General features: G+C 37.5%; 23 protein-coding genes and 1 riboswitch. Of the genes, 15 read left to right on the forward strand and 8 right to left on the reverse strand.

What is annotated here, in order from left to right:
* Nucleotides 1–43: 43 nt before the first annotated feature.
* The 3 genes from ACYIAJ_RS03050 to ACYIAJ_RS03060 form a co-directional block, all read right to left on the reverse strand.
* Nucleotides 44–607 carry an iron transporter gene (locus ACYIAJ_RS03050; protein ID WP_091346214.1) on the reverse strand — a complete coding sequence of 188 codons (564 nt, stop codon included), beginning with the start codon at nucleotides 605–607 and terminating at the stop codon, nucleotides 44–46.
* A gap of 122 nt (nucleotides 608–729) precedes the next feature.
* Complete coding sequence (locus ACYIAJ_RS03055) at nucleotides 730–1,932, reverse strand: FTR1 family iron permease (RefSeq protein ID WP_483564329.1); 1,203 nt, start codon at nucleotides 1,930–1,932, stop codon at nucleotides 730–732.
* Nucleotides 1,933–1,947: 15 nt separating this feature from the next.
* Nucleotides 1,948–2,580, reverse strand: coding sequence for a nitroreductase family protein (locus ACYIAJ_RS03060; RefSeq protein WP_483559567.1), 633 nt, complete (start codon nucleotides 2,578–2,580; stop codon nucleotides 1,948–1,950).
* Nucleotides 2,581–2,799: 219 nt separating this feature from the next.
* Between ACYIAJ_RS03060 and ACYIAJ_RS03065 the strand changes: the two genes are divergently transcribed.
* The 13 genes from ACYIAJ_RS03065 (at nucleotide 2,800) to thiD (ending at nucleotide 14,825) form a co-directional block, all read left to right on the forward strand.
* Nucleotides 2,800–4,242: an LTA synthase family protein gene (locus ACYIAJ_RS03065; RefSeq protein WP_483559569.1), complete on the forward strand. Its 1,443-nt coding sequence runs from the start codon at nucleotides 2,800–2,802 to the stop codon at nucleotides 4,240–4,242.
* A gap of 8 nt (nucleotides 4,243–4,250) precedes the next feature.
* On the forward strand, nucleotides 4,251–4,874 hold the full coding sequence (locus ACYIAJ_RS03070) for a LysE family translocator (RefSeq protein ID WP_483559570.1): 624 nt from the start codon (nucleotides 4,251–4,253) through the stop codon (nucleotides 4,872–4,874).
* Nucleotides 4,875–5,040: 166 nt separating this feature from the next.
* Nucleotides 5,041–6,003, forward strand: coding sequence for an arabinose-5-phosphate isomerase GutQ (gene gutQ / locus ACYIAJ_RS03075; protein ID WP_483559572.1), 963 nt, complete (start codon nucleotides 5,041–5,043; stop codon nucleotides 6,001–6,003).
* A gap of 186 nt (nucleotides 6,004–6,189) precedes the next feature.
* On the forward strand, nucleotides 6,190–6,711 hold the full coding sequence (gene aroK / locus ACYIAJ_RS03080) for a shikimate kinase AroK (RefSeq protein WP_091346226.1): 522 nt from the start codon (nucleotides 6,190–6,192) through the stop codon (nucleotides 6,709–6,711).
* A 70-nt stretch (nucleotides 6,712–6,781) separates the two neighbouring features.
* Nucleotides 6,782–7,621, forward strand: coding sequence for an SPOR domain-containing protein (locus ACYIAJ_RS03085; RefSeq protein ID WP_483559574.1), 840 nt, complete (start codon nucleotides 6,782–6,784; stop codon nucleotides 7,619–7,621).
* 48 nt (nucleotides 7,622–7,669) lie between these two features.
* On the forward strand, nucleotides 7,670–8,491 hold the full coding sequence (locus tag ACYIAJ_RS03090) for a Dam family site-specific DNA-(adenine-N6)-methyltransferase (RefSeq protein ID WP_483559575.1): 822 nt from the start codon (nucleotides 7,670–7,672) through the stop codon (nucleotides 8,489–8,491).
* Nucleotides 8,492–8,529: 38 nt separating this feature from the next.
* Entirely contained in the window at nucleotides 8,530–9,207 is a 678-nt protein-coding gene (gene rpe / locus ACYIAJ_RS03095) for a ribulose-phosphate 3-epimerase (protein WP_483559577.1), read from the forward strand.
* On the forward strand, nucleotides 9,200–9,895 hold the full coding sequence (locus ACYIAJ_RS03100) for a phosphoglycolate phosphatase (RefSeq protein ID WP_483559579.1): 696 nt from the start codon (nucleotides 9,200–9,202) through the stop codon (nucleotides 9,893–9,895). The genes rpe and ACYIAJ_RS03100 overlap by 8 nt, the downstream gene beginning before the upstream one ends.
* A 23-nt stretch (nucleotides 9,896–9,918) precedes the next feature.
* Nucleotides 9,919–10,914: a tryptophan--tRNA ligase gene (gene trpS / locus ACYIAJ_RS03105; RefSeq protein ID WP_483559581.1), complete on the forward strand. Its 996-nt coding sequence runs from the start codon at nucleotides 9,919–9,921 to the stop codon at nucleotides 10,912–10,914.
* Between the two features lie 108 nt (nucleotides 10,915–11,022).
* Entirely contained in the window at nucleotides 11,023–12,384 is a 1,362-nt protein-coding gene (gene trkA, locus ACYIAJ_RS03110; protein WP_483559583.1) for a Trk system potassium transporter TrkA, read from the forward strand.
* Between the two features lie 39 nt (nucleotides 12,385–12,423).
* Nucleotides 12,424–12,525, forward strand: a riboswitch (TPP riboswitch).
* Nucleotides 12,526–12,579: 54 nt separating this feature from the next.
* Nucleotides 12,580–13,368 (forward strand): hydroxyethylthiazole kinase, encoded by a 789-nt coding sequence (gene thiM / locus ACYIAJ_RS03115; protein ID WP_483559584.1) that lies wholly within the window; start codon nucleotides 12,580–12,582, stop codon nucleotides 13,366–13,368.
* A 9-nt stretch (nucleotides 13,369–13,377) separates the two neighbouring features.
* Nucleotides 13,378–14,019 carry a thiamine phosphate synthase gene (gene thiE / locus ACYIAJ_RS03120; protein WP_483559586.1) on the forward strand — a complete coding sequence of 214 codons (642 nt, stop codon included), beginning with the start codon at nucleotides 13,378–13,380 and terminating at the stop codon, nucleotides 14,017–14,019.
* Between the two features lie 11 nt (nucleotides 14,020–14,030).
* Nucleotides 14,031–14,825, forward strand: a complete 795-nt coding sequence (thiD, locus tag ACYIAJ_RS03125; RefSeq protein WP_483559588.1) for a bifunctional hydroxymethylpyrimidine kinase/phosphomethylpyrimidine kinase — start codon at nucleotides 14,031–14,033, stop codon at nucleotides 14,823–14,825.
* 72 nt (nucleotides 14,826–14,897) lie between these two features.
* Here the strand turns inward: thiD and ACYIAJ_RS03130 are convergent, their stop codons facing one another.
* Both ACYIAJ_RS03130 and ACYIAJ_RS03135 read right to left on the reverse strand, forming a co-directional pair.
* Complete coding sequence (locus ACYIAJ_RS03130; protein ID WP_483559589.1) at nucleotides 14,898–15,356, reverse strand: STY0301 family protein; 459 nt, start codon at nucleotides 15,354–15,356, stop codon at nucleotides 14,898–14,900.
* 178 nt (nucleotides 15,357–15,534) lie between these two features.
* The gene (locus ACYIAJ_RS03135) at nucleotides 15,535–15,738 is read right to left on the reverse strand and encodes a heavy-metal-associated domain-containing protein (protein WP_483559590.1); all 204 of its coding nucleotides are present in this window, start codon (nucleotides 15,736–15,738) and stop codon (nucleotides 15,535–15,537) included.
* 128 nt (nucleotides 15,739–15,866) lie between these two features.
* Between ACYIAJ_RS03135 and ACYIAJ_RS03140 the strand changes: the two genes are divergently transcribed.
* On the forward strand, nucleotides 15,867–16,808 hold the full coding sequence (locus ACYIAJ_RS03140; RefSeq protein ID WP_483564330.1) for a hypothetical protein: 942 nt from the start codon (nucleotides 15,867–15,869) through the stop codon (nucleotides 16,806–16,808).
* Nucleotides 16,809–17,702: 894 nt separating this feature from the next.
* Here the strand turns inward: ACYIAJ_RS03140 and ACYIAJ_RS03145 are convergent.
* The 3 genes from ACYIAJ_RS03145 to ACYIAJ_RS03155 all read right to left on the reverse strand — a co-directional run bounded on the left by ACYIAJ_RS03145 (nucleotide 17,703) and on the right by ACYIAJ_RS03155 (nucleotide 21,772).
* Nucleotides 17,703–18,713 carry a hypothetical protein gene (locus tag ACYIAJ_RS03145; protein ID WP_483564331.1) on the reverse strand — a complete coding sequence of 337 codons (1,011 nt, stop codon included), beginning with the start codon at nucleotides 18,711–18,713 and terminating at the stop codon, nucleotides 17,703–17,705.
* 21 nt (nucleotides 18,714–18,734) lie between these two features.
* Nucleotides 18,735–19,373 carry a hypothetical protein gene (locus ACYIAJ_RS03150; protein ID WP_483564332.1) on the reverse strand — a complete coding sequence of 213 codons (639 nt, stop codon included), beginning with the start codon at nucleotides 19,371–19,373 and terminating at the stop codon, nucleotides 18,735–18,737.
* An 812-nt stretch (nucleotides 19,374–20,185) separates the two neighbouring features.
* Nucleotides 20,186–21,772 carry a hypothetical protein gene (locus ACYIAJ_RS03155; RefSeq protein WP_483564333.1) on the reverse strand — a complete coding sequence of 529 codons (1,587 nt, stop codon included), beginning with the start codon at nucleotides 21,770–21,772 and terminating at the stop codon, nucleotides 20,186–20,188.
* A 532-nt stretch (nucleotides 21,773–22,304) separates the two neighbouring features.
* On the opposite strand from ACYIAJ_RS03155, the gene ACYIAJ_RS03160 reads away from it, so the two are divergent.
* The gene (locus ACYIAJ_RS03160) at nucleotides 22,305–23,336 is read left to right on the forward strand and encodes an AI-2E family transporter (protein ID WP_483559597.1); all 1,032 of its coding nucleotides are present in this window, start codon (nucleotides 22,305–22,307) and stop codon (nucleotides 23,334–23,336) included.
* Nucleotides 23,337–23,517 lie beyond the last annotated feature (181 nt).

Raw genomic sequence — 23,517 nt, forward strand, 5'->3', positions numbered from 1 at the left:
TATTAATTATTAAATATAATTATATTTAGTGTTTAAAACACAATTACCATGCACGTGGAATATAATCAAAGTCCCAAGAAACTTCAATCGGTTTAGTCCAGAAGCGACCTTCTACCCCTGTTTCTTTATCAACGTGTAATAAATAACCTTGTTTTTCAGGATTTTCAATCGTAAACGTGACTTTATATTTACCTGCACCATCAAGTTTAATATTATTACCATAGTGAGGGCCATCCGATGCGTTCATTGGCATAAAGTTACCTTCGATCGCTTTATCGCTACCTTCTTTTTGTATTTTATACTTAACGGTCAAATAAGGGACAAAATCACCAACGCCATAACCTAATTTGTTACCTTCTGCAGCAGAGATATCAGCTTCAATATGCATATCTGATTTTGAAGCTGGCAACCCACCCATTCCAGCCGGTTCCATATCAACAGGTTGGAAGTAAACTGCGCCAATATGTAATGGACCAACAGTAACTTCATCACCAATTGGGAACTCTTCAAAACCTTTTTGTTCACCTGGCGCTGGCGCTGCTGCGTGAGCAAATGAAGATAACGCAAGTATTGAAGCAATACCCGCCGATAATACTAATTTTTTCATTGAAAACTCCTTCACTTTCTTTTTAACGACTTTTTAACGAATATTCCTAAAGGCTTGTCTCTATATTTATTGGTGGTGAGTCCGTTCACACTCCAAGCCATTCTTTTAAATGGATTATATTATTAACTCTTATAATTTTTATGACTACGCTTAAATGTGTAATATATAACTGCAAACGCCACAATAAACACCATAATTACTTGTGGAATTAATGTCTCTAGTGTTGGATAAATACCTAAAATCTCAACAGAATGAACAAAATCAACAGGAGTAACCGAAATAATATCAGCCTCTTGCAACTCTTTCACTCCACCACCAGCAAAAGCAATTGCCATAACATACATTAATATACTAGTACCAATAAAGAATGGTTTAATAGGCAATTTCATTGAGCCAAAACGAATCACCATAAAAATCACTGCCAGCACAATCGTTCCAACCGCTAATCCATACCAAACCTTATCCATATGATCTTGAGCATCAACTAGCATGGCTTGATAAAATAAGATCGTTTCAGCACCTTCTCGAAAGACGGCTAAAAAGGCGGCAAAACCTAATGCAAAACGACTTCCTGATGAAATTGCTGTTTGCACTTTACCTTGGACATAACTCTTCCATGCTTCAGCTTCGGCTTTAGAAAACATCCAGTTACTAATAAAAAACAACACCACTGTTGCAAGTAACATTGCCGAACCTTCAATAATTTCTTGATTAGCACCACTGATTGTAATTGCAGAGCGAAGTGCTATCGCAGCAAGTACACTGGCAAAAACAGCAACAAGTGAACTCATATAAACTACTTTCACCATTGGCATATTCCCAGAACGAACAAGATAAGCTGAAATTGCTGCAATGACTAAAATCGCTTCTAAACCTTCTCGGAAAATAATAATAAATGAAGCAAAAAAAACGCCCCAACCACTCTCTTTTTTGCCATCCAATTCGTTAGCGTCTTCATGCAACATTTTTAAAATTGTATCTATCTCAACACGAACAGCTTTATTTGGCGCACCATCACTCATCAACCGCTTAATTTTAGCAAATTGATATTCAGTATCAGTGCCACGCTTACCCGAAATATAAGACATAACAGCACGCTCTACCCCGTGCTTTTCATAAAAGCCAAAATAAGCATTATTAACACGAGCTTTGGCACGCTCAACGTCTTTCATAAAATAGATATCATAAGCGTCATTTAAAATGACATCCATTTCACTAATAATGGCATTCCAACTTTCATATTTTTTTTCTACCGCATAAGACGATGGTACAAAGGCCATTAAGCTTGCAATAAGGAGCAAAGCAAGTGTAATAAATCTTTTCATTCCCGTTATTACCTCTTATTTTCCTAATAAAAGCATACCAAGTGGTTTACTGCCTTCAGGTAACTCTAGTTCTTGGATTATGACGTCTGATTTAATGGAATGAATATAACGGGCGCTTAATTTCAACGCTGTCGCAGCTAGATAGGCATTTTGACTCATTGCGCCAACAGCTGTGTAACTAAAGTTAGCAATTTGTTCTGGATTGATATCCGTAAATGCACTCGCATCTGACACAAAAATCAACGAATAAGCCGCTCGCTTAGTAAAATTTTGTAAACCAATGTCAGCACGAATATCTTTATTATTAATTTCTTTTAAATAATGTCCTTCCCACTCATATAAAAAAGTACCCTTTTCACCGGCAACATAAATTCGTACGTAAGGAGGATTACCATTAGCCATTGGCACAGTCCAACCGTTTTTGCCTCGATTTAAACCACTTGCCGCCCAAAGCACAGTCGAAAGCTCATCATCAGTAACTTGACCAGCAGGAAAACCGCCGCCTGGCGTTGAAGATCGTTTTTTCAAACTTTCAAACAAACCCATGCCATCTTTAGTTTGTGGTGTCGGTAATGTAATATCGGCATAACAAAAAGAAAAGCAAAATAAAGATAAAAAGGCGATGATTTTCCGTATAAAACACGGCATAGTAACCCCTGACATTCTAATAAATGGAATGGGGGATATCTTATTGCGAATAACATCAATTATCAACATCAAATAGTAACAATTATCATTTTTACCTTTGGTAACACTATTTATTATTGGTATTTTGTGATATTGAATTAGCCGATATTTTTATTTTTTTGCGCATTAAGTATATACTTAAGCAAAATTGATTCTTGAATAAATTGAGCAACACATTTTATGCCATTATCGACACTGATTGTTTTACCACTTTTTATTATCACAATTGTTTTTGCCTCGTTTTTTAAACAAAAAAAGTGGCAATTTTTAAGTATAACGTTATTCACGGTCTTTATCGTAATGGAGCTCACTTCTATCTACTTTAGTGGTGGCTTTATTGATTATCAGTTTTATGTAAATTTAAACGTTAATGACATCATTGAAGGGCTATTTATTTTTAAATTACAAGCTGCTTTGGTTATTGTCGTCTTTTTTACCCTTATCTTTTTGCTATCAAAACTAGCAAATTGGTGCAAACGCAAATGCCCTTTAATTGTTCGTTTGTTATTAGCCGTTGTAGCAATTGTATCAATTAGTTATCACAATGGCCCATTCAGCCGTTTATACGAAATCTATCAGGTAACTAGCGCACCTCGTAAACCATTTGATCAAGCGTTACAATCACTCAACATGACTAACTATATCAATAAAAATCAACTTATTAGTCATCATGGTAAAAATATTATTGTGCTATCTTTAGAATCATTTGAACAAGGCTTCTTTGATGTTGAAGACATTACGCCAAATTTGCGACAACTGCGTCAAGATTATACCTTTTTTGCTAATATGCCAATGAGCCCAGGCAGCACTTGGACTACCGCATCGATGTATACTTATATGACTGGTATGCCTTTTTTAATTGGCGGCTACACTACATCGCCATTAATGCGTGCAGATAAAACGAACTTAGTCAGTTTGGGGGATGTGCTTAAACAGGCTGGGTATCAAACCCGTTATGTAATGGCCAGCCCTGATTTTGCTGGCATTGGTCATACTGCTGAGCTGTTTGGTATGCAAGTTATTTCCGAAAAAAACTATGTTGGGCAATATCCACCAGCACCTTTTGGGTTGTATGACAAAGATATTTTTGATGTTGCGCAAAAACAAATTAGCAAAATGCGCCAAGCAAACAAACCCTTTGCTTTGTTTGTTTCGACTGTTTCAACTCATGCACCAAATGGTTTTGATGATGAAAGAATGCGATCGGTTATTTCACCAAAGACGGATAATATGTCGTTTGTTGCAGCTTCGTTAGATCATAACTTAGGGCTTTTTATCCAACAATTAAAAGATAAAGGATTATTGGAAAACACGGTATTTTACATTTTTCCCGATCACTTAATGATGGGTTCTGGCACACCAACAATCAATCGCCTTTCAAAAAAAGAGCGCAAACTTTATTTATTAACAAATGCACGTACACAAGATCTACAAAAAACGCCTGATCAAACCATTTATCAAATAGATTTGCCACGTTTAATTTTAAACGGTGCACAAGTTGAAAGTAACGCCAAATTTTTGACAGACTATTTAACCGAGCCTAATTTTGATAAAAAACAATTTATTGAACAAAATAAATCCAACATTGCAACGATCAATAATTCAGCACAACAATTCAAATAGGCTATAAAATGACGGTTGAAACATTAATTTTAGTCTCTACGATTAGTTTTTTAGGTATGATATCGCCTGGACCTGATTTCTTTTTGGTGTTAAAAAACAGCTTGAGTTATAACCGTAAAGTGGCTTTACTCACCTGTTTAGGTGTCATCACAGCCATCTTAGTTCATATGAGCTATTGTGTTGCAGGCATTGCAGTGCTTATCACCACCACACCACTACTTTATAATGCTTTACGTTATGCGGGTGCTGCTTACCTAATATGGCTTGGTATAAAGGCACTAATTGCCTCAAAACCAAATACGACCTATATAGGTAAACAACAGACCAAACAATCAATTTCAGAAAAATCAGCCTTTATGCAAGGTTTTTTATGTAATTTACTTAATCCTAAAGCAACGTTATTTTTTTTAGCTACCTTTACTCAAGTACTTAATGCAGAATCATCAACATTCGATAAGCTCATCGTTGCCTTGATTATTTGGATTGAGGCTATTTTTTGGTGGCCTTTTGTTGTGTTGATTTTTCAAACACAAAGCGTACAACGCCGTTATTTTAAAATTCAATTTATCATTGATAAATTACTGGGTATCATTTTAATAACTTTGGGAATAAAAGTCGCTTTAGGATTTTAGATTATTAAAAGATAATAGGTAGATATTGTTAAAAAAACACACACTTTTTTGAATATTCAACCGTTAATTGTTAAACTGGTAGCAATTGAGCTTTTATCATCGTTTTTCCTTTGTTAACGGTTATAAATTCACTGAACACTTATTTTCATTCGATAGGCTAATTGAAATGAATAAATTATTACAATATGGTCGAGAGCTTCTTGAATTAGAGATACACGAAGCGCAAAAATTACCAGATCGGCTAGGTAACGATTTTGTTAACGCATGTCAGCTTATTTTAAGCACCAACGGTAAAGTGGTTGTTTCAGGTATTGGAAAGTCTGGGCATATAGGTAAAAAAATTGCCGCTTCATTAGCAAGTACAGGTAGTCCAGCTTTTTTTATGCATCCATCGGAGGCCTTACATGGCGATTTAGGGATGGTTACACCAAACGATGTAGCCGTTTTAATTTCTTATTCAGGACGAGCCAAGGAATTTAATTTAATTTTACCTATTCTTGCCGAAATGAATGTACCCGTTATTGCTATTACAGGAGGATTAGATTCGCCACTGGCTAAATCAGCTCAAGCCATTCTTGATATTTCAATTGAAAAGGAAGCTTGCCCAATGGGACTTGCGCCAACGTCAAGTTCAACCAACACATTATTAATGGGTGATGCTCTTGCGATCGCTGTCATGCGCGCACGGGGCTTTAAAGAGGAAGATTTTGCACGCTCTCACCCTGCTGGTAGCTTAGGAGCCAAATTACTTAATCATGTGAGAGATGTAATGCGAACCGGCGATCGAATTCCTAAAATATCACAAACTGCAACTGTATTAGATGCCATGCTAGAATTAAGTCGAACAGGTGTAGGTTTAGTTGCAATTTGCCAAGATAACAATAAAATAATTGGTGTATTTACCGATGGTGATTTACGTCGATTATTATTAAAAAATGGTACATTACAAGATAGCATTATGGACGTTATGACCAGCCCAGGGCATCGCATCCCTGAAAATTGGAAAGCGGTTGAAGCACTAAAATCATTTAATGATCATAACATTACCGCTGCTCCCGTTGTTAATAGCGAAGGTGAATTAGTAGGCGCGTTAAACATCCATGATTTGCATCAAGCGGGTATTAGCTAAAACTATTGATAAATACCTATTGCCAAAAGGTGCTATCTATTGAGATAATTACCGACCTAAATTTTTGTCGTTAGACGGAGATCCAAGAAAAGTTACACAGTGATAACGCGAATGACACTATAAAGTTATAGCGAATTGATATTGTGTTGTATATTTTAACCAAAATTAATAGATGATGAAACTACAATGGCAGAAAAGCGAAATATCTTTCTAATTGGCCCAATGGGGGCAGGAAAAAGCACAATAGGCCGACAAATTGCACAACAGTTAGGCATGGATTTTTTTGACTCGGATCAAGAGATTGAAAAACGTACTGGCGCTGATATCGCATGGATTTTTGATCTAGAAGGGGAAGAAGGATTCCGTGCCAGAGAAGAAAAAGTCATTAATGAATTGACAGAAAAACAAGGCGTTGTTCTTGCAACGGGTGGAGGTTCTGTCTTATCTAAAGAAACACGCAATCGATTATCCGCTCGTGGAATTGTTGTCTACCTTGAAACAACGATTGAAAAGCAAATGGCAAGAACACAAAAAGATAAACGTCGCCCATTATTACAAGGTAGTAATACCCCACGTGAACTTTATGAAGAGCTAGCCGATAAACGCGAACCACTTTACGAAGAAATTGCCGATATTACAATTAAAACTGATGAACAAAGTGCCAAAGGTGTTGCTGGTTATATCATTGATCAAATAGAGCAAATTTAAACCATCATTTTCACTTATGATGGTAAGTTATAGCAAGGCAATAAACCTACTAATAGGTTAAGGAGTAGAAATGCGTGTAGATAGAGAAGATCGTTATATATCTGAACAACCTAATAAAGGCACTATACTCTCATCAAAATTACCAAAATTGCTACAAGACTGTTTTAAGAAAAAGCGAATTCTTCTTGGTCTGGCAGTTGTTATTATTCTATTATTGTTTAGTTTAATTTTGTTTCGCTCTTCAAACAAAACTGAACCAACACCATTAACGCCACCAGAGATTAATGGTGTTGAAGAATCGCAAGTACCAAATGATCCTGTTACAAATGGGCAAGATGACATGTCCATGAATACGGAACAAACCAGCTCAGAACAAAATGCTGAGCTAAACACACAAGGTAACAAGCAAAGCTCCGAAATACCTAATGATGCAAACAATAATTTAAACTCAAATGGCAATCCAAAAGATAGACCAGAGGCACCCACAAATCCGGTTATACCACCATCCAATACAAATGGTGTTGCCAATTCGAATAATATTAAAGCAAATCCAGCCAAAACTAGAGAAAATAAAAGCAATATTAATAGAAAAACATCTCATCATCAAACTGATAAAAATGTAATTACGACAAATAATTTAAAGCTAAGAGATAACAGTTATAGCATACAGCTTACTGCATCTAAATCAGCTGATGGGGTAAAAAAATTTGTTAACCAACATAAGATAACTAATTACCAAGTTTATGAAACTAAACGTAATAATGAAAAATGGTATATTTTAATTAAAGGCAACTATTCATCAGTAGATGAGGCACATAAAGCAATCAAGTCTTTACCAAGTGCACTACAAAAAGACAAACCATGGGTTAAATCTGGTGCAACGATTAATAAAGAAAAAGCAGCAAAATAATCAAGGATATCGTTTATTTATCCGAGCAAAAACAAACAGGAGTATCCGTTGAAGAAGCGACGAGCCTTTTTAAAATGGGCTGGAGGAAAATATGAGCTTGTAGACACAATTAAACGGTATCTACCAGAAGGCGATCAACTGATTGAACCTTTTGTCGGTGCTGGTTCCGTATTTTTAAATACCAACTACAAAAGTTATATTTTAGCGGATATCAATCATGACTTAATTTCATTATTTAAATTATTAAAATCAAGTCCCGATCAATTTATCCGTGATCTGAAATTGCTATTTGTTGCTCAAAATAATCAACCTGATGCATTTTACCAGCTGCGTGATGTATTTAATGGTAGTCAAGACCAATATTTTAGATCACTTTTATTTGTCTATTTAAATCGACATTGTTATAACGGCCTATGTCGTTATAACAATAGCGGGCTATTTAATGTACCATTTGGACGTTATAAAACCATTTATTTTCCTGAAAAAGAACTCTACTTTTTTGCAGAAAAAGCACAAAGAGCCCAGTTTGTTTGTGCACCTTATTACGAAGTAATGAAGCAGGCAAAAAAAAATTCAGTAATTTATTGTGATCCGCCCTATATATCCCCAAATGAATCAGCGGGTTTTACAGCTTACTATTCAAATATATTTGGATTTGAAGAGCATAAAAACTTATCAAAATTAGCCGAAACCATGGCATATAAAAAAAATATACCAGTGCTAGTGTCTAATCATTATACTGATTACACAATGACTCTTTACAGCAAAGCAAGCCAGTTATATCGAGCAGAAATGCGACGCTCAATTAGTTGCGCAGGTGAAGGTCGCAAAAAAATCGATGAGATTTTAGCATTATATAAAAAGCCATAAACAGGCTTAACTATAATGAAAGTTATTAGAGGTAGGTTATGAAAAAATACATTATTGCGCCATCAATATTATCAGCCAATTTTGCTCGTCTTGGTGAAGACACTCAAAAAGTGCTTGATGCAGGGGCGGATGTTATCCATTTTGATGTCATGGATAACCATTTTGTACCAAACCTAACAATGGGAGCCATGTTTTGTAAAGCACTGCGAGACTACGGTATTTCCGCGCCTATTGACGTTCATTTAATGGTATCACCGGTTGAAGAACTCATCACTGCATTTGCCAAAGCAGGCGCAACCAACATATCAATCCACCCAGAAGCTACTGTTCATTTGGATCGGTCATTACAGTTAATTAAAGATCACGGCTGCACTGCCGGTATTGTACTTAACCCTGCCACGCCACTTGATTGTCTAGATTATATCATGGAAAAAATTGACATCATTTTACTCATGAGCGTTAATCCTGGTTTTGGTGGACAATCATTTATATCTTCTACAATCAAAAAAATACAACAAGTAAAACAGCGTATTATGGAATCTGGACGTGATATTCGTTTAGAAGTTGATGGCGGAGTAAAAGTCGAAAATATTGCAGAAATAGCCAAAGCCGGCGCAGACATGTTTGTTGCTGGATCTGCCATATTTAACCAACCGAATTATAAAGCGGTTATCGATGCAATGCGTAAAGAGTTAGCAGGAGTGACACATGCATAAACTAAATGACATTCAAGCAATCGCCTTTGATTTAGACGGTACCCTCGTTGATAGCGTACCGGGGCTTGCACTAGCGGCACAAAAAATGTTGGCCGACTTAACCCTACCGACAATCAGCAACGAACAGATCAAAAACTTTGTAGGTAATGGTATTGATATCATGTTAGAACGGGTATTTAATGCAATTGGCACCACACCTTCTGGCGAACTTTTTTCGAAAGCGAAAACCCTTTTCAATCAACATTATAATAAAGTAATGGATGCCGAAACCAAGTTATTCCCTCACGTCAAAGCAACCTTAAAAACACTGCACGACAACCAATACCCACTGGCATTAGTTACCAATAAGCCAGCACAATTTTTGCCGGCCTTGCTGACTTCTTTAGGTATAAAAGAGTACTTTTCATTAGTGCTTGGTGGGGGTGATGTCATTAAATTAAAGCCACACCCAGCACCTTTATATCAAGTTATGGCAACCTTTGGATTGTTTAGCGATCAGCTCTTATTTGTTGGTGATTCTAAAAACGATATTACTGCAGCACAAAATGCCAATTGCCCAACCGTTGCCTTAAGCTATGGCTATAACTATGGCGTTTCGATTGCTACTAGCAATCCTGATTTTTTATTGGATGATTTTAAAGAGATATTAACATTATTACCTCAGCCAAAAGCTGATGCAAAAAAATAATTAGCATAAATTAGGAACAAATTATGAGTAAACCGATTGTATTTAGTGGCGCTCAGCCTTCAGGAGAATTAACACTTGGCAACTATTTAGGTGCGTTAAAAAATTGGGTGGCTCTGCAAGGTGAATATGATTGCGTTTATTGTATCGTCAATCAACATGCGATCACTGTACGCCAAGATCCCAACAAATTACGCAAAGCCACGTTAGATACACTAGCGCTTTATTTAGCTTGTGGTATTGATCCCCAAAAGAGCACTATTTTTGTACAATCACACGTCCCAGCACATGCCGAATTAGGCTGGGCATTAAATTGTTACACCTATTTTGGCGAACTCAGTCGTATGACTCAATTTAAAGATAAATCGTCTCGTCATTCTGAAAACATCAATGCCGGTTTATTTGATTACCCAGTGCTGATGGCTGCCGATATTTTGCTTTATCAAGCCAACTTAGTACCTGTGGGCGACGATCAAAAACAACATCTTGAATTATCGCGTGATATTGCTATGCGCTTTAATGCACTTTATGGCGATATATTTACTGTTCCTGAACCATTTATTGCCAAAGTGGGCGCCCGCGTTATGTCACTACAAGAGCCGACTAAAAAAATGTCAAAATCAGACGAGAATCGCAATAACGTCATCGGCTTACTTGAAAACCCTAAAGAGATCGAAAAGAAAATCAAACGAGCAATGACCGATTCTGACGAACCACCAGTGGTACGTTACGACATAAAAAATAAAGCTGGTGTTTCAAACCTGCTTGATATTTTGACAGGTGTCACAGGTAAACCAATTGCCGAACTTGAAAAAGAGTTTGAAGGTAAAATGTATGGTCATTTAAAAACCGAAGTAGCAACTCAAGTGATTGATATGTTAACCACCTTGCAAACCAAATATCATGAATATCGTGATGACGAAAGTTACTTATTTTCAATCATGCAAGAAGGTGCCGAAAAAGCACGCTCAAAGGCCGAACCAACATTGAAAAAGGTCTATGATGCAATCGGTTTTGTATAGTTACCAAATCAATAGCGGATTATTACTAAAAATAAAACAGTATGCAATGGCTTTAATAAATTAAGTAAATTGGCAATAATTAAAGCCATGTAAATATACGGGTTAGTTATGAAAATTATTATTCTCGGTGCAGGACAAACAGGTAGTGCGCTTGCTGAATATCTCGTTACCGAAAAACAAAACGATGTCACAGTGGTTGATGAAAACCATGATAAATTGCAATCACTACAAGAACGTTTTGATTTACAAGTGATTTGTGGAAAATCATCTTATCCACAAGTCCTAAAAGACGCAGGCGCTGAATCAGCCGATATGCTTGTTGCCGTTACTAACTCTGACGAAATCAACATGATAGCCTGCCAGATTGGGCATGTGATGTTTCACATTCCACAAAAAGTAGCACGTATCAGAGAACCTGAATACAATGATGAAAATCACTCCTGCTTCAATAAAAATTGTATAAACATCGATCATATTATTGCCCCAGAAAACCTTATCACTAATCATATTAGTCAATTAGTACAATATCCAGGTTCACTACAATTTGCCTCTTTTTATGACAATCGCGTCTGTTTGGTGGCAGTTACTGCCTATTATGGTGGTGCTTTAGTTGGTAGTGAACTTTCTGGGCTTAAAGAGCATTTACCCCATGTTGAAGCACGAGTTGTCGCAATTTATCGCAAAAATCGCTTTATACGTCCACTAGCATCAACCCTAATTGAAGCCGGTGATATGGTTTATTTCATTACCCCACCAGTTAATATCAAAGCGGTGACTAGTGAGTTACAACGCCTAGAAAAGCCCTATAAACGAATCATCATTAGTGGTGGTGGTGGCGTGGCTGTCACTTTAGCAAAGCGTTTAGAAAACGACTATCAAGTCAAATTAATCGAACGCAATGCCGAACGTGCCGAATTAATTGCTGAACAACTTACTAATACCACAGTTCTGCACGGTGAATCATCGGATCAGGAATTGCTCTCACAAGAACAAGTTGAACTTACTGATCTGTTTATTGCTGTCACCAGTGATGATGAGTCCAATATCATGTCATCCATGCTAGCCAAAAGGATGGGGGCTAAAAAAGTAATTGTATTGATTCAACGCCAAGCCTACCTTGAACTGATTAATGATAGTGTGATTGATATTGCAATTTCACCACAACATGCCACAATTTCAGAGCTACTAAGCCATGTAAGACAAACAGGCGTTGTTAAAGTCGTTTCATTAAGACAAGGTGAATCCGAGATTGTCGAAATTGTTGCCAATGGTAATAGTGAAACATCGAGACTCGTCGGCAAAAACATTAACAGCTTAAAAATACCTTCAGGTGTAACCATTGGGGCTGTAGTCCGTGGTGAGGATGTCATTATTGTCAATACCGATCTAACTATTGAAGAAAACGATCACCTTATCATCTTCTTACCAGATAGAAAGGCAATTACGGACATTGAAAAATTATTACAATAACTTGTTAAAAATAGATAGTCAGTTCATAATAAACAAATAAATTTTGACTCGGGGTGTTTTTTGTTTCAACAAAAAACTGAGATTTTACCCGTTGAACCTGATCTGGATTATGCCAGCGTAGGGAAGTCTAAGCCATCAAGTCACAAAATTGGCAAATTCTTCCCAACATGCAAAGATAATAAGGAAGAAATAAATATGCCAGCAGTCAAATTATTTCCAACCAACCAAGCAACCGCTTTTATCCACCACGTTAAACAACAACGCCCACTAGTGCATTGCATAACTAATGATGTAGTCCAAAATTTTACCGCTAATATACTACTTGCTATTGGCGCATCACCGGCAATGGTTATTGCAGAGCAAGAAGTTGCTGAATTTGTTACCATTGCCGATAGTTTACTGATTAATATTGGCACCATTCACAGCAGCATAGCCACAAGTATGTTATTAGCAGCAGCTAAAGCTCAGCAAACACAAACCCCATGGGTACTCGATCCTGTCGCTGTAGGACCTGCGCTTAATTATCGTACTGAATTTGCATATCAATTATTGTCGTTAAAACCAACGGTAATTCGTGGTAATGCCTCAGAAATATTAGCGCTAAACGGTCAAAACTCATTGGCAAAAGGACCTGACGGTCAAGACTCACCCCAATCAGCTTTAAACGCCGCCAAAGAGCTTGCGCAAAAATATCAAACAATCGTTGCAATGACAGGTGATATCGACTATGTCACTAACGGTAACAACGTATATAGCATAACTGGGGGCGATATTGCTTTAACTAAAGTGACGGGAACAGGATGTTCATTATCCGCCATGGTAGCAGCTTTTATAGCCAATTCACCTGACATTTTATCTGCTACCGCCTCAGCATGTTTTATGATGAAAAAAGCCTCAGAACTTGCTAATAAACAGCAAGGATTAGGCACCTTTGCAGTATCTCTATTAGATCAACTCTCACTATTTAATCCATCACTTGAATAAGGATAGAAGATGAAAAAACAATTGGATTTAACCCTTTATTTAGTGCTCGATCCACTACTCTGTGGTGGTATTAGTGGTATGGTCAATACAACAAAAATTGCTGTCAAAAACGGCGTAACCGCTATACAGTTAAGATCAGAAAAAGAACTGGCAGGTAAAGATTGGTATCAAGCAGCATTAGCATTGAAAGAAACGCTAAGTGATACACCTGTCCCACTATTTATAAATGATCATGTGGATATTGCTTTAGCAGTTAATGCCGATGGCGTACATATTGGACAAAGTGATTTACCTGCCGATGTCACTCGCCAACTCATCGGCAAAGATAAATGGTTAGGGCTTTCGATATCTAATCGCCAACAACTTGATACCACTCCTTGGCAACTAATTGATTATCTTGGTATTGGCCCTATCTTTCCAACAACAACAAAAAAAGATGCAACGGCAGCACTGGGAACCGAACAGTTAACCAAATTAGTAGAACTAAAGCAGCGCCCTGCTGTTGCCATTGGTGGCATTGATGAAAATAATGTAACTAATGTTATCCAAACAGGCATTGACGGTGTTGCGGTGGTTTCGGCTATTTGTGGCAAAAAAGATATTCAACAAGCAACGTTATCGCTTATTAACAAAATCAAGCAAGCTAAATAGGAAATAGTATCATGACAACAATTGCATTAACCATTGCAGGATCTGATCCTAGCGGTGGCGCAGGTATTCAAGCCGATCTAAAAACCTTTTCTGCACTCGGCGCCTATGGCATGTCGGTCATCACGGCTCTAACGGCACAAAGCACACAAGGGGTTGATGCGGTATTAGCGATCTCGCCCGAATTTATTGAAGCCCAATTTAATACGCTTTATCAAGATATTCAAATTGATAGCGTAAAAATGGGAATGCTCATGAATAAAGAGATTGTCACAACCGTCCACCACCTGCTAAAAACCAATCCAATCCCGATCATCGTCTTAGACACCGTCATGGTCGCCAAAGGGGGACATTCGCTACTAAAACCTGACGCCATCACAGCCATTCGCGAACTTTTACTCCCCCTAGCAACCATCATCACTCCCAATCTACCAGAAGCCGCCGCACTACTTGATTGTGACGAAGCAAAAAACGAAGATGATATGCAAAAGCAAGGGCATGAATTACTCAAGTTAGGCTGTAAAGCGGTATTAATGAAAGGAGGACATTTGCCCAGCAATGAAAGCCCTGATTATTTAATCACTCAAAATAACACAGTTAAAATAACCGCCCCACGCATTCAAACAAAAAACACCCACGGTACAGGCTGCACATTATCCGCAGCGATTGCCGCATTATTACCTAAAAACAGCTTACCAGACACGATAGCCCAAGCCAAAAATTATCTACACGGCGCAATTAGTCATGCTAACGATTTAAATATAGGGAAAGGAATTGGACCAACACACCATTTTTACCGTTGGTGGTAATCGCACAATAAACAAACTAAATGGGATTTAAGTTGTCAACTATTGTATATAACAACCAATCCCATACGTTAACTAATGCAGATTCTTTGCTTCACTTGTGCTACAGGTAAGTGTCCCTTTTTTTCCTTGTTCATTTTTAGAATAGTCAGCCCAACAACTTTTCATTGATAAATCAATTTTTTTTATTAACTCAATTCTTCTTACATTATAAGAGCAAACAACATAATAAGGTTCAGCGTCCGTATAGTGATTAACTTCCCATATTAACTCATGTTTCTTACCATCAACCGTTCCTTTTGCTGGTTTTAAAGCCCCCATTCTAGAAGGATTATCGTAATAAACAATCATGCTGCTAAACGATACAGTCAAACTATTTATATCGTCAGAAACCTCCCACCCATCAGGCATGTTTTCAACTTCTTCTTTAACCTTGATATTTTGTGGGCACTCAATCTGATAAGCATTAACAAAAAACACCGCACAAAACCAAGCCATAATAGCCACAGTAACACTCAATATTTTACCTTTCATAGTTATATCCTTCTAACAATAGCTTATTAATAAACAGATAAAAGCATTCTAGCATTCCCCAAAATATGCCGATACCTTCATCAAAGTTTTGTTATTTCTGTTTTGAAGTGAAATTTCAACAAGGTAGCATCAACAAAGATGCCCCAAAAGAACCTAGTGCCATTAAATATAGAGGTAGTCAGTACGCAATCCCAACAAACTCATAACCAGCCTCATTAACAGCAGTGATGGCAGATTCTTGCGAAATAGAACTATTTTCAATATCGACCTCGCGTTTAGTTAAATCAACAGTCACCTTTGCCTTTGGATCGATATCATTGATCGCTTTTGTAATTGCTTTAACACAATGTTGACAACTCATATTATTGACGATTAATTTCATAAATTCTCGCTAATTTTACTGGTTATAGTCTTAATAAAAATTTACATAAAAAAAACTAAAATTACTACAATTTTATCCATAATATGATAGCATCATATTTCAATCAACACTTATAACAAATTATTATGATGAAGAAAATAACATATTGTTTATTATTAACTTTAAGCTTAACTCTTGTGGGTTGTTTTGGGGCTAGCCAATCTAGTATCCAACGTTGGATTGACAATCCTACTGCTAACGAAATAAAAGTCACTATTGACGGTAAAGAATTAACGATTCCAGCCAAATCAGGTGTTAATTATACATTTGAATATGGCAAACATACCTTATCGTATAATAATGACGACTTCAATTTTGTCGTAAAACCGGCTCAATTTGGCGAATTAGGTCTTATTAACCCAACACAAAGTAACTATTACTTATACACAGTCATCTATTCAACCTCTGAGATGAATGATGAACAATACGAAAAGATCTTAAGAGAAAACAGAGAAATAAATAACATCCCAGCCATTATTGATGGTAAAGAGCAAGAAATAGAGATGCCAGCAAAATTAATCAATGATGTATTTATTGAATACAGCCAATATCATTGGGATTATTCTTATGATCAGCCTTTCCCAAAAGAAATAACTCAAGACCTAAGATTAAAGAAAAACCAATCTTATCAACAACGTTTTAGAAAATTATATCGTGAAAGCGACTTTATTGAATTCTTAAAAGAAGATGAACAAGAAGACATTAGCTTCCCTTACAACCCTAAAAAGTTCAGCGAGATAAGCCAATATGTTATTCCTAAGATTGACTTAAATAACATAAAATGCGAAGCCGGTCGCCAATATATGGAAGGTCTGTTAAATGATTGGAATCATCTTATGACATTAAAAGGTATTGATTTTACAAAACCATACGACAATTTGGCATCAAATGATGCAATGGCTAAAAGCTATGGTGCAGAAGACAAATGTACAGAAGAAAACGATCCTGAGAAAACTTATAGAAAAGAATTGAGGCAATTTGTTGATGCTCTCAGAAATACTCGTGATGTGAACTTTTATGTAATTAAATAGTATTGGTGGTATTATTTTACTGGAAAGAGGCTGCTTTGCAGCCTTTTTTTTGTTTTGGGTAAAGATTGTTAAATTAAAAATCTAATAAAATCAATATCTTTTCTGAACAATTTTTTGGTGATTAAATGAATGTTATTAAAACGCTCTATTCGTGATTTTGTTGATTTGTTGTATGCCAACCTTTACTTAGGTTGTGTAAGTGATTGATTTAGCTTAAAAACAGCAAAATAAAAAACTTCAATAAAATCAATACCTTTCCTGACCACTTTTTAGATGTAATTACATTGCTTTTTAACAAAAAAATTCACCCAAAACACCTAAGATTATGTTATTTGTCTTATTCCGGCGTCAGAATGTGCCGACAACAGAGCGAGGTTAGCACGCCAAACAAGGATGTTTGGCGAGTTTGTGCTGCGTCTGACAAATTTGTCTGGAACAAATTTGAACATCTGAGCATAGCGAAGATGGCCTTGAAGAGGCGAGTATCAGGATGATACCAGTAATACCACAAACGGTGCGTTAAGACCGAGCGCCGGCGTCGGGCAGCCGCAGGCCACATTCTGTAGCCAAAGCGTGGGATTGCAAAGGGAATTCGCTTTAATTCCCTTTGCTCGGACGTGGTCACTGTAGCTATTTTGTTCACTAAAGGTCAAAACGTCCGAAACCTTGCCTTACTATAAATAGACTACAAATTTAAACCACCACAGCATAATCACTAGGATTGCCAGCCGCGCTTTTAGCGTTGGCGGTGGAGGGAGCTGCGATTGTGGCTTCGCTCCAACAGCGCAACCCTAAGGGAAAATGCCCCAACTTACGCGGGGACGTTATTCTTTGTTAGATTGTCCTCTATCTGCACCATAACCGCCCCCGTGGCCCAGGATTAAGAAACAAAAGCTAAGGTGCGGTGCAAATACCATAGCCGCTGCGCCTTATGTTTATCATGTTGCTATCGTCTTTACCGATGATGCCGGTGCTCGAGTCGACAGTTGAGTAACCGTCCGCAAAGTAGAATGAGCCGACGAAGCCCGCATCAGAGTAACCTTTCATGTAGCCCCACTCCGTGAAAAGCCCTGCTCCTATGTAGCGCTTGTACCGGCTGACACCACGTACCGAATTGCTTAAATCCCTTGCCTTTGGCATGCTATACCCCAACCGCTTACACCATGTTTTATGAGTTGAAGATTTTTTGAATTCACTACCCCGATTGACAAACCACTGCCTCAACACAAATCCATAGCTCACCTTATTACCACGACTATCCCTTCCCACCAATTCAAATGTCTGCGGCAAAGATGGCTTTATAAGCGGACTAGGATCAGCTGACTGCATTTGAGTGCTATCTGCACTAGGACCTCTTAATGTTATCCGTGTTACATAACTGGATTTATCTATAATCCATTCATCAGCTTGTATGGTCTTTCCTCTTGGGGATGTGAATGTACCAGAACGTGGCCTTGTCCAACTCACTGTTGCCGTTATATCACCACTCGTGATAACTGACCAACTCAACTGACTTGCATCAACTCCATCTATGAGCAAATCAAAATACAACCCATCAGCGCCCGTTGTAGGAAAATTTCGGTCGTAAGATGATGAACTCGTTGACTGAACTAAAAAGCCCTTAGTAGGATTCCATATATTAGATGGACCTGCGTAGTCGTCTGTACCAAATTTTAGATTCGGCCTGACTGAACAAATAACTGGCTGCGGTGAGTTCGGATTAATATAATAATCTACCGTCGCGCCACTGAAATTACTACTCCTTGGCACCCCATACTGTGTTGTTAAAGTTCCACCAGAACTTTCTAACCTTACCCTATAAGGCGCACTACATATACTTAATCCATCACTACGACTAACGGCGCTACCATCTTTATCCGTAAATGATACCGATATACTTCCCAATGCTGTAACGCCATTTACACCCTATCCATCTCCATCATCGTCACCCCAATAATGATATGTATTTACTAAATCATTTAAACTCACTGAATTAGCTGATGATGGGATTAACATACCTATATCACCTAAGCGATTCCCTGCATTAGGTAACCTTATCGGATTTGCTACACTTGATGTATTAGTTGATGGTGTAACAGTTGTACCATCAGACAATGTGATAAACAATAAACTATCTGTATCTACTGTCTTTGTACGACCTCCATCAAACGTTAAATACGGCGCATTACCCTCAATTACCTTTGATGTATACGCTGCTAATGCCTGCGAATCTTGCGAATACGACAATAACAACAACGACACAAAAAGCAACGCGAATTTAGGTAATTTAGACAACCTAGAGAACTTCAAAAATTTTGATGATAAAAATAAGAAATGAGTCTGATTTCGACTACACTGAAAATGAAAAAAATTTAGGGCGTAGGTTTGACAGACCAGACCAGACCAGACCAGACCAGACCAGACCAGACCAGACCAGACCAGACCAGACCAGACCAGACCAGACCAGACCAGACCAGACCAGACCAGACCAGACCAGACCAGACCAGACCAGACCAGACCAGACCAGACCAGACCAGACCAACTATGATACTCATAATAACACATTTCGATCACCATGTCAATTAACTTAATGTTTTTATTTAATTTTTAAAAACCATTTACTCAATTAACGAGCATTTATTTGCTTAAAAGGGGCTTGAATCGTAACCTGTTGATTAGTAATACGCTACTTTTTTTGTTGAAATTTTGTAAAGTTTTATTAAATAGGTAAGATTGAGCTTTTGTTGTCTTGTTTTGGAAAATGGCTTTGGGTGGTGTTTTTTTGCTAATACAAAAAGTAAAATTTCAATAAAATAAATATATTACATAGATACTTTTTGGATGTAATTGCATTGTTTTTTACACAAAAACTACCTAAAGCTATGTTGTTTGTCTTATTCCGGCATCAGAATGTGCCGACAACAGAGCGAGGTTAGCACGCCAAACAGGGATGTTTGGCGAGGCTATTCTCCGTCTGGAACGGATAATAGCCGGTGCGTTAAGACCGAGCGCCGGCGTCGGGTAGCCGTAGGCCACATTCTGTAGCCAAGCGTAGGATTGCAAAGGGAATTCGCTTTAATTCCCTTTGCTCGGACGTGGTCACGATAGCTATTTTGTCCACCCAAGGTCAAAACGTCCGAAACCTTGCTGTACTATAAATAGACCACAAATTTAAACCGGCTACAGCGTAATCACTAGAATTGCCGGCCACGCTTTCAGCGTTGGCGGGGGCGGCGCGATGGTGGCTTCGCCGCAACAGCGCAACCCTAATGGAAAATGCCCCAACTTACGCAGGGGCTTTATTCTTTGTTAGATTATCCTCTCAGGCACCATATACCGCCCCCGCGGCCTAAGAATTAAGGAATAAGATATAAAAGCTAAGGTGCGATGCAAACAGCGTAATGGCGACGGCTGACACTGTAGCTGTCAACGTTGCCGTAGTACGAGTTGGCAGTGAACCGGTTGTCGCTTGTCCAATAGGCGCCGACGAAGCCCGTATCAGCGTAGCGGGACATGCAGCCCCACTCCGCGAAAAAACCAGCACCTATGTAACGCATGTAACGATTAACAGATGAACTAGGCGTGCCGCTATCTATACCATTTACACAAGGGAATGAAGAAGATATACCACACTTCGCGTTAGTTAAATCACTTACCCGTGCCAAACGATAACCCAAACTGCTACACCAAGATATTTGGTTAGACTGTGTATCCTGTTTATTAACCCGATTGACGAACCACTGCTTTAACACAAATCCATACTTCACCTCATTACCATTACTATCCCTACCCACCAACTCAAAGGTCTGTGGCAAAGATGGCAACGGAGTAAGCGGACTAGGATTACTTGAATTTATCTGAGTACTATTAGCCTTAGGACCGCTTAATGTTACCTTCGTCCCACTTGACGTCCAGTTGACTGTAGCTGTTATTCCACCACGAGTAACAGGAGACCACGTAAACCGACTTCCATCCACTCCTGCAGGCATCTCTAACTCAAAATACAACCCATCAGCACCCGTTGTAGGAAAATTTCGGTCGTAAGATGAATAATCATTTGACTGAGTTAAAAAACCATTATGAAAATCCCATATGTTAGCTGGACCGGCGGAATCGCCTGAGCCATAAGAAGTAATCGGCCTTGCGTGACTCACAAAGTAACAAACAACAGAACTACTGTCATACGGATTGATATAATATGTCACCGTCTGACCGCTAAAATCAGTCCTATTAGGAACTCCGTACCGTGTTTGTAAATATCCCCCTGTACTTCTTAAGGTTACCTTATAAGGAGCCTTACATTTATCTAATGCATCACTACGACTTACTGTATTACCATTATTATCCGTAAATGATACCGATATATTCCCCGATGCGGTAACTCCATTTGTACCCTGACCATCACCATCATCATCACCCCAATAATTATACCTAGTGACCAAATCACTTATACTCACTGAACTAACCGATGATGGGACTATCATGTCTATATGACTTAGAGTATTCCCTACATAAGGTAATCTTATTGGATTTGATACACTTGATGTATTAGTAGACGGCGTGATAACTTGACCATCCTGCAATTTGATAGACAACAAACTATCCGTTGATGTGGCCCTTGTTTGGCCACCATCAAACGTTAAATACGGGGCACTACCCTCTATTGTCCTTGAAGTACACGCCGTTAATGCCTGTGAACATGCCACAGAACTCTGTGTATATGACAGCAACAATGCCACGAAGAACAATGAGAATCCAATTAATCTAAATAAGTTTGGTAATTTAGATAGAAAAGGTAAGCACCTTGACCTTGGCGATAACCCTGCCGGTAAAGTTGCCGATTTCGCTAAGCGAAATGACTTCGGTGATAAAAATAAGAACTGTATCTGATTTTGACTACAGCAAAACTGAAAAAGATTTAAGGCGCAGGTTTGGCAGGCCAGATACCATATCTGGTAACTCATTTCGATCACCCTGTCAATTAAAATTTTTTTATTTCGTTTTTTATAACCAGCTGCCCAACTAATGAGCATTCCATTGCTTTGTAAGCGATCAAATTATAACCTCTTGATTAATAATGCGCTACTTTTTTTGTTAAAAAATTGTAAAGTTTTGTCAAGGTTTGAGTTAACCTGCGTTGACGTGATTGTGTGGGAATGATTTTGAGTAGTGATTTTTGACTAAAAAAACACCGCATAAAAACTTCAATAAAATCAATACCTTTTCTGACCGATTTTTGGTTAGTTAGATGGCTGTTATTAGGATACGCTATTCTTGTTTTTACTAGTTTGTTAGTTGTTAGCATTTTACCTAGGTTGTGTAAGAGTTTTCTTTAACCTGTTAAAAATCCTTAACTAAATTATAAACAGTTCATGTTTAATTAGTAACAAAAAAGGACGAACAATGAACTATCTGCTATAATTCTGTCAATTTTTTACCGTTACCACGTATCGTGTTTTAATTAAATAAATTTTTTATTAAAGGAAAATTTTCTTTATGCCACTAAGTAATAATCAAAAATTAGGTCTATTTTGCCTTGTTTTGTTTTCTGTTTTTTTTATTATTTTAATGCAAGTTCATTTAATGCCGGCAGTGATAGCTGGCTTGTTAACCTATACGTTAACACAAAAATTAGATGATTTTTTATCACGAAAAATGGTACGTTTTAGTCATCAATCAAAATTAGTTTCGGTACTAGTACTCACGACACTGATTATGGGCATTTTTATCGGCGGCTTTTGGTATTTATTTGCTTGGTTTGTTGATATGGCCAAGCATCCAACCGAAACGTTAATAAATTTGAAATTAGTGGTCAATAATGTAATAAACAGTCTACCGCCAAGTATTACCCATTATTTACCTGATGATTTGGACGAAGTTAAATCAACTATAATGATTTACCTTAAAGATCATGTCTTTTATCTACAATCTATCATCAAAAAAGTATTTCATGATTTAATTATATTAATTGTGGGAATGATCATTGGATTAATTTTGGGTTACAAAGAAAATCAACGCAACACTGAGCATAATCAAATTACACAAAGAGCATTAACCAAATCCTTAAAAGCCAGCTTAAATCGGTTAGTTGTAGTATTTCAATATGTAGCGATGTCCCAAGTTGTGATCGCATTATTTAATACGATGATGACCGCTATTTTGCTATTTATTATTTTGCCTGTATTTGGCATTCATTTGCCATTTAGTAAAAGTTTAGTGTTAGCCACATTTGTTTTTGGTCTTATTCCAATTATTGGTAACTTGATTGTTAATGGATTAATCTTTTTTGTTGCATTTACCGTATCATTTACCGTCGCAATGGGGATTATTGTTTATTTAATCTTAATTCATAAAATGGAATATGTACTTAATGCAAAAATAGTCGGGACAAAAATTCATGCCGGTATCTGTGAATTGTTAATTGCGATGCTCTTTTTAGAGACCCTTTTTGGCATTATTGGTTTAATTTTTGCACCTATTTTTTATGCATTTATTAAATTATCATTAAAAGAGCTAAGAATTATTTAAATTTAATCATTAATTCATCAAGTTACCATTATCATAAGTTGTGCTATTAAGGAATCAATTGTTTATTATTGATCAATTAGCAAGCTAAATGTTGAACAATGGAATACAGCTATAGCACAACTTATAGCGCTGGTAATACGATGGGCTAGCTTGTTACTCCTTCTTCCACACTTTCCGCACC

The sequence above is a fragment of the Gilliamella sp. X-46 genome, assembly GCF_057063525.1.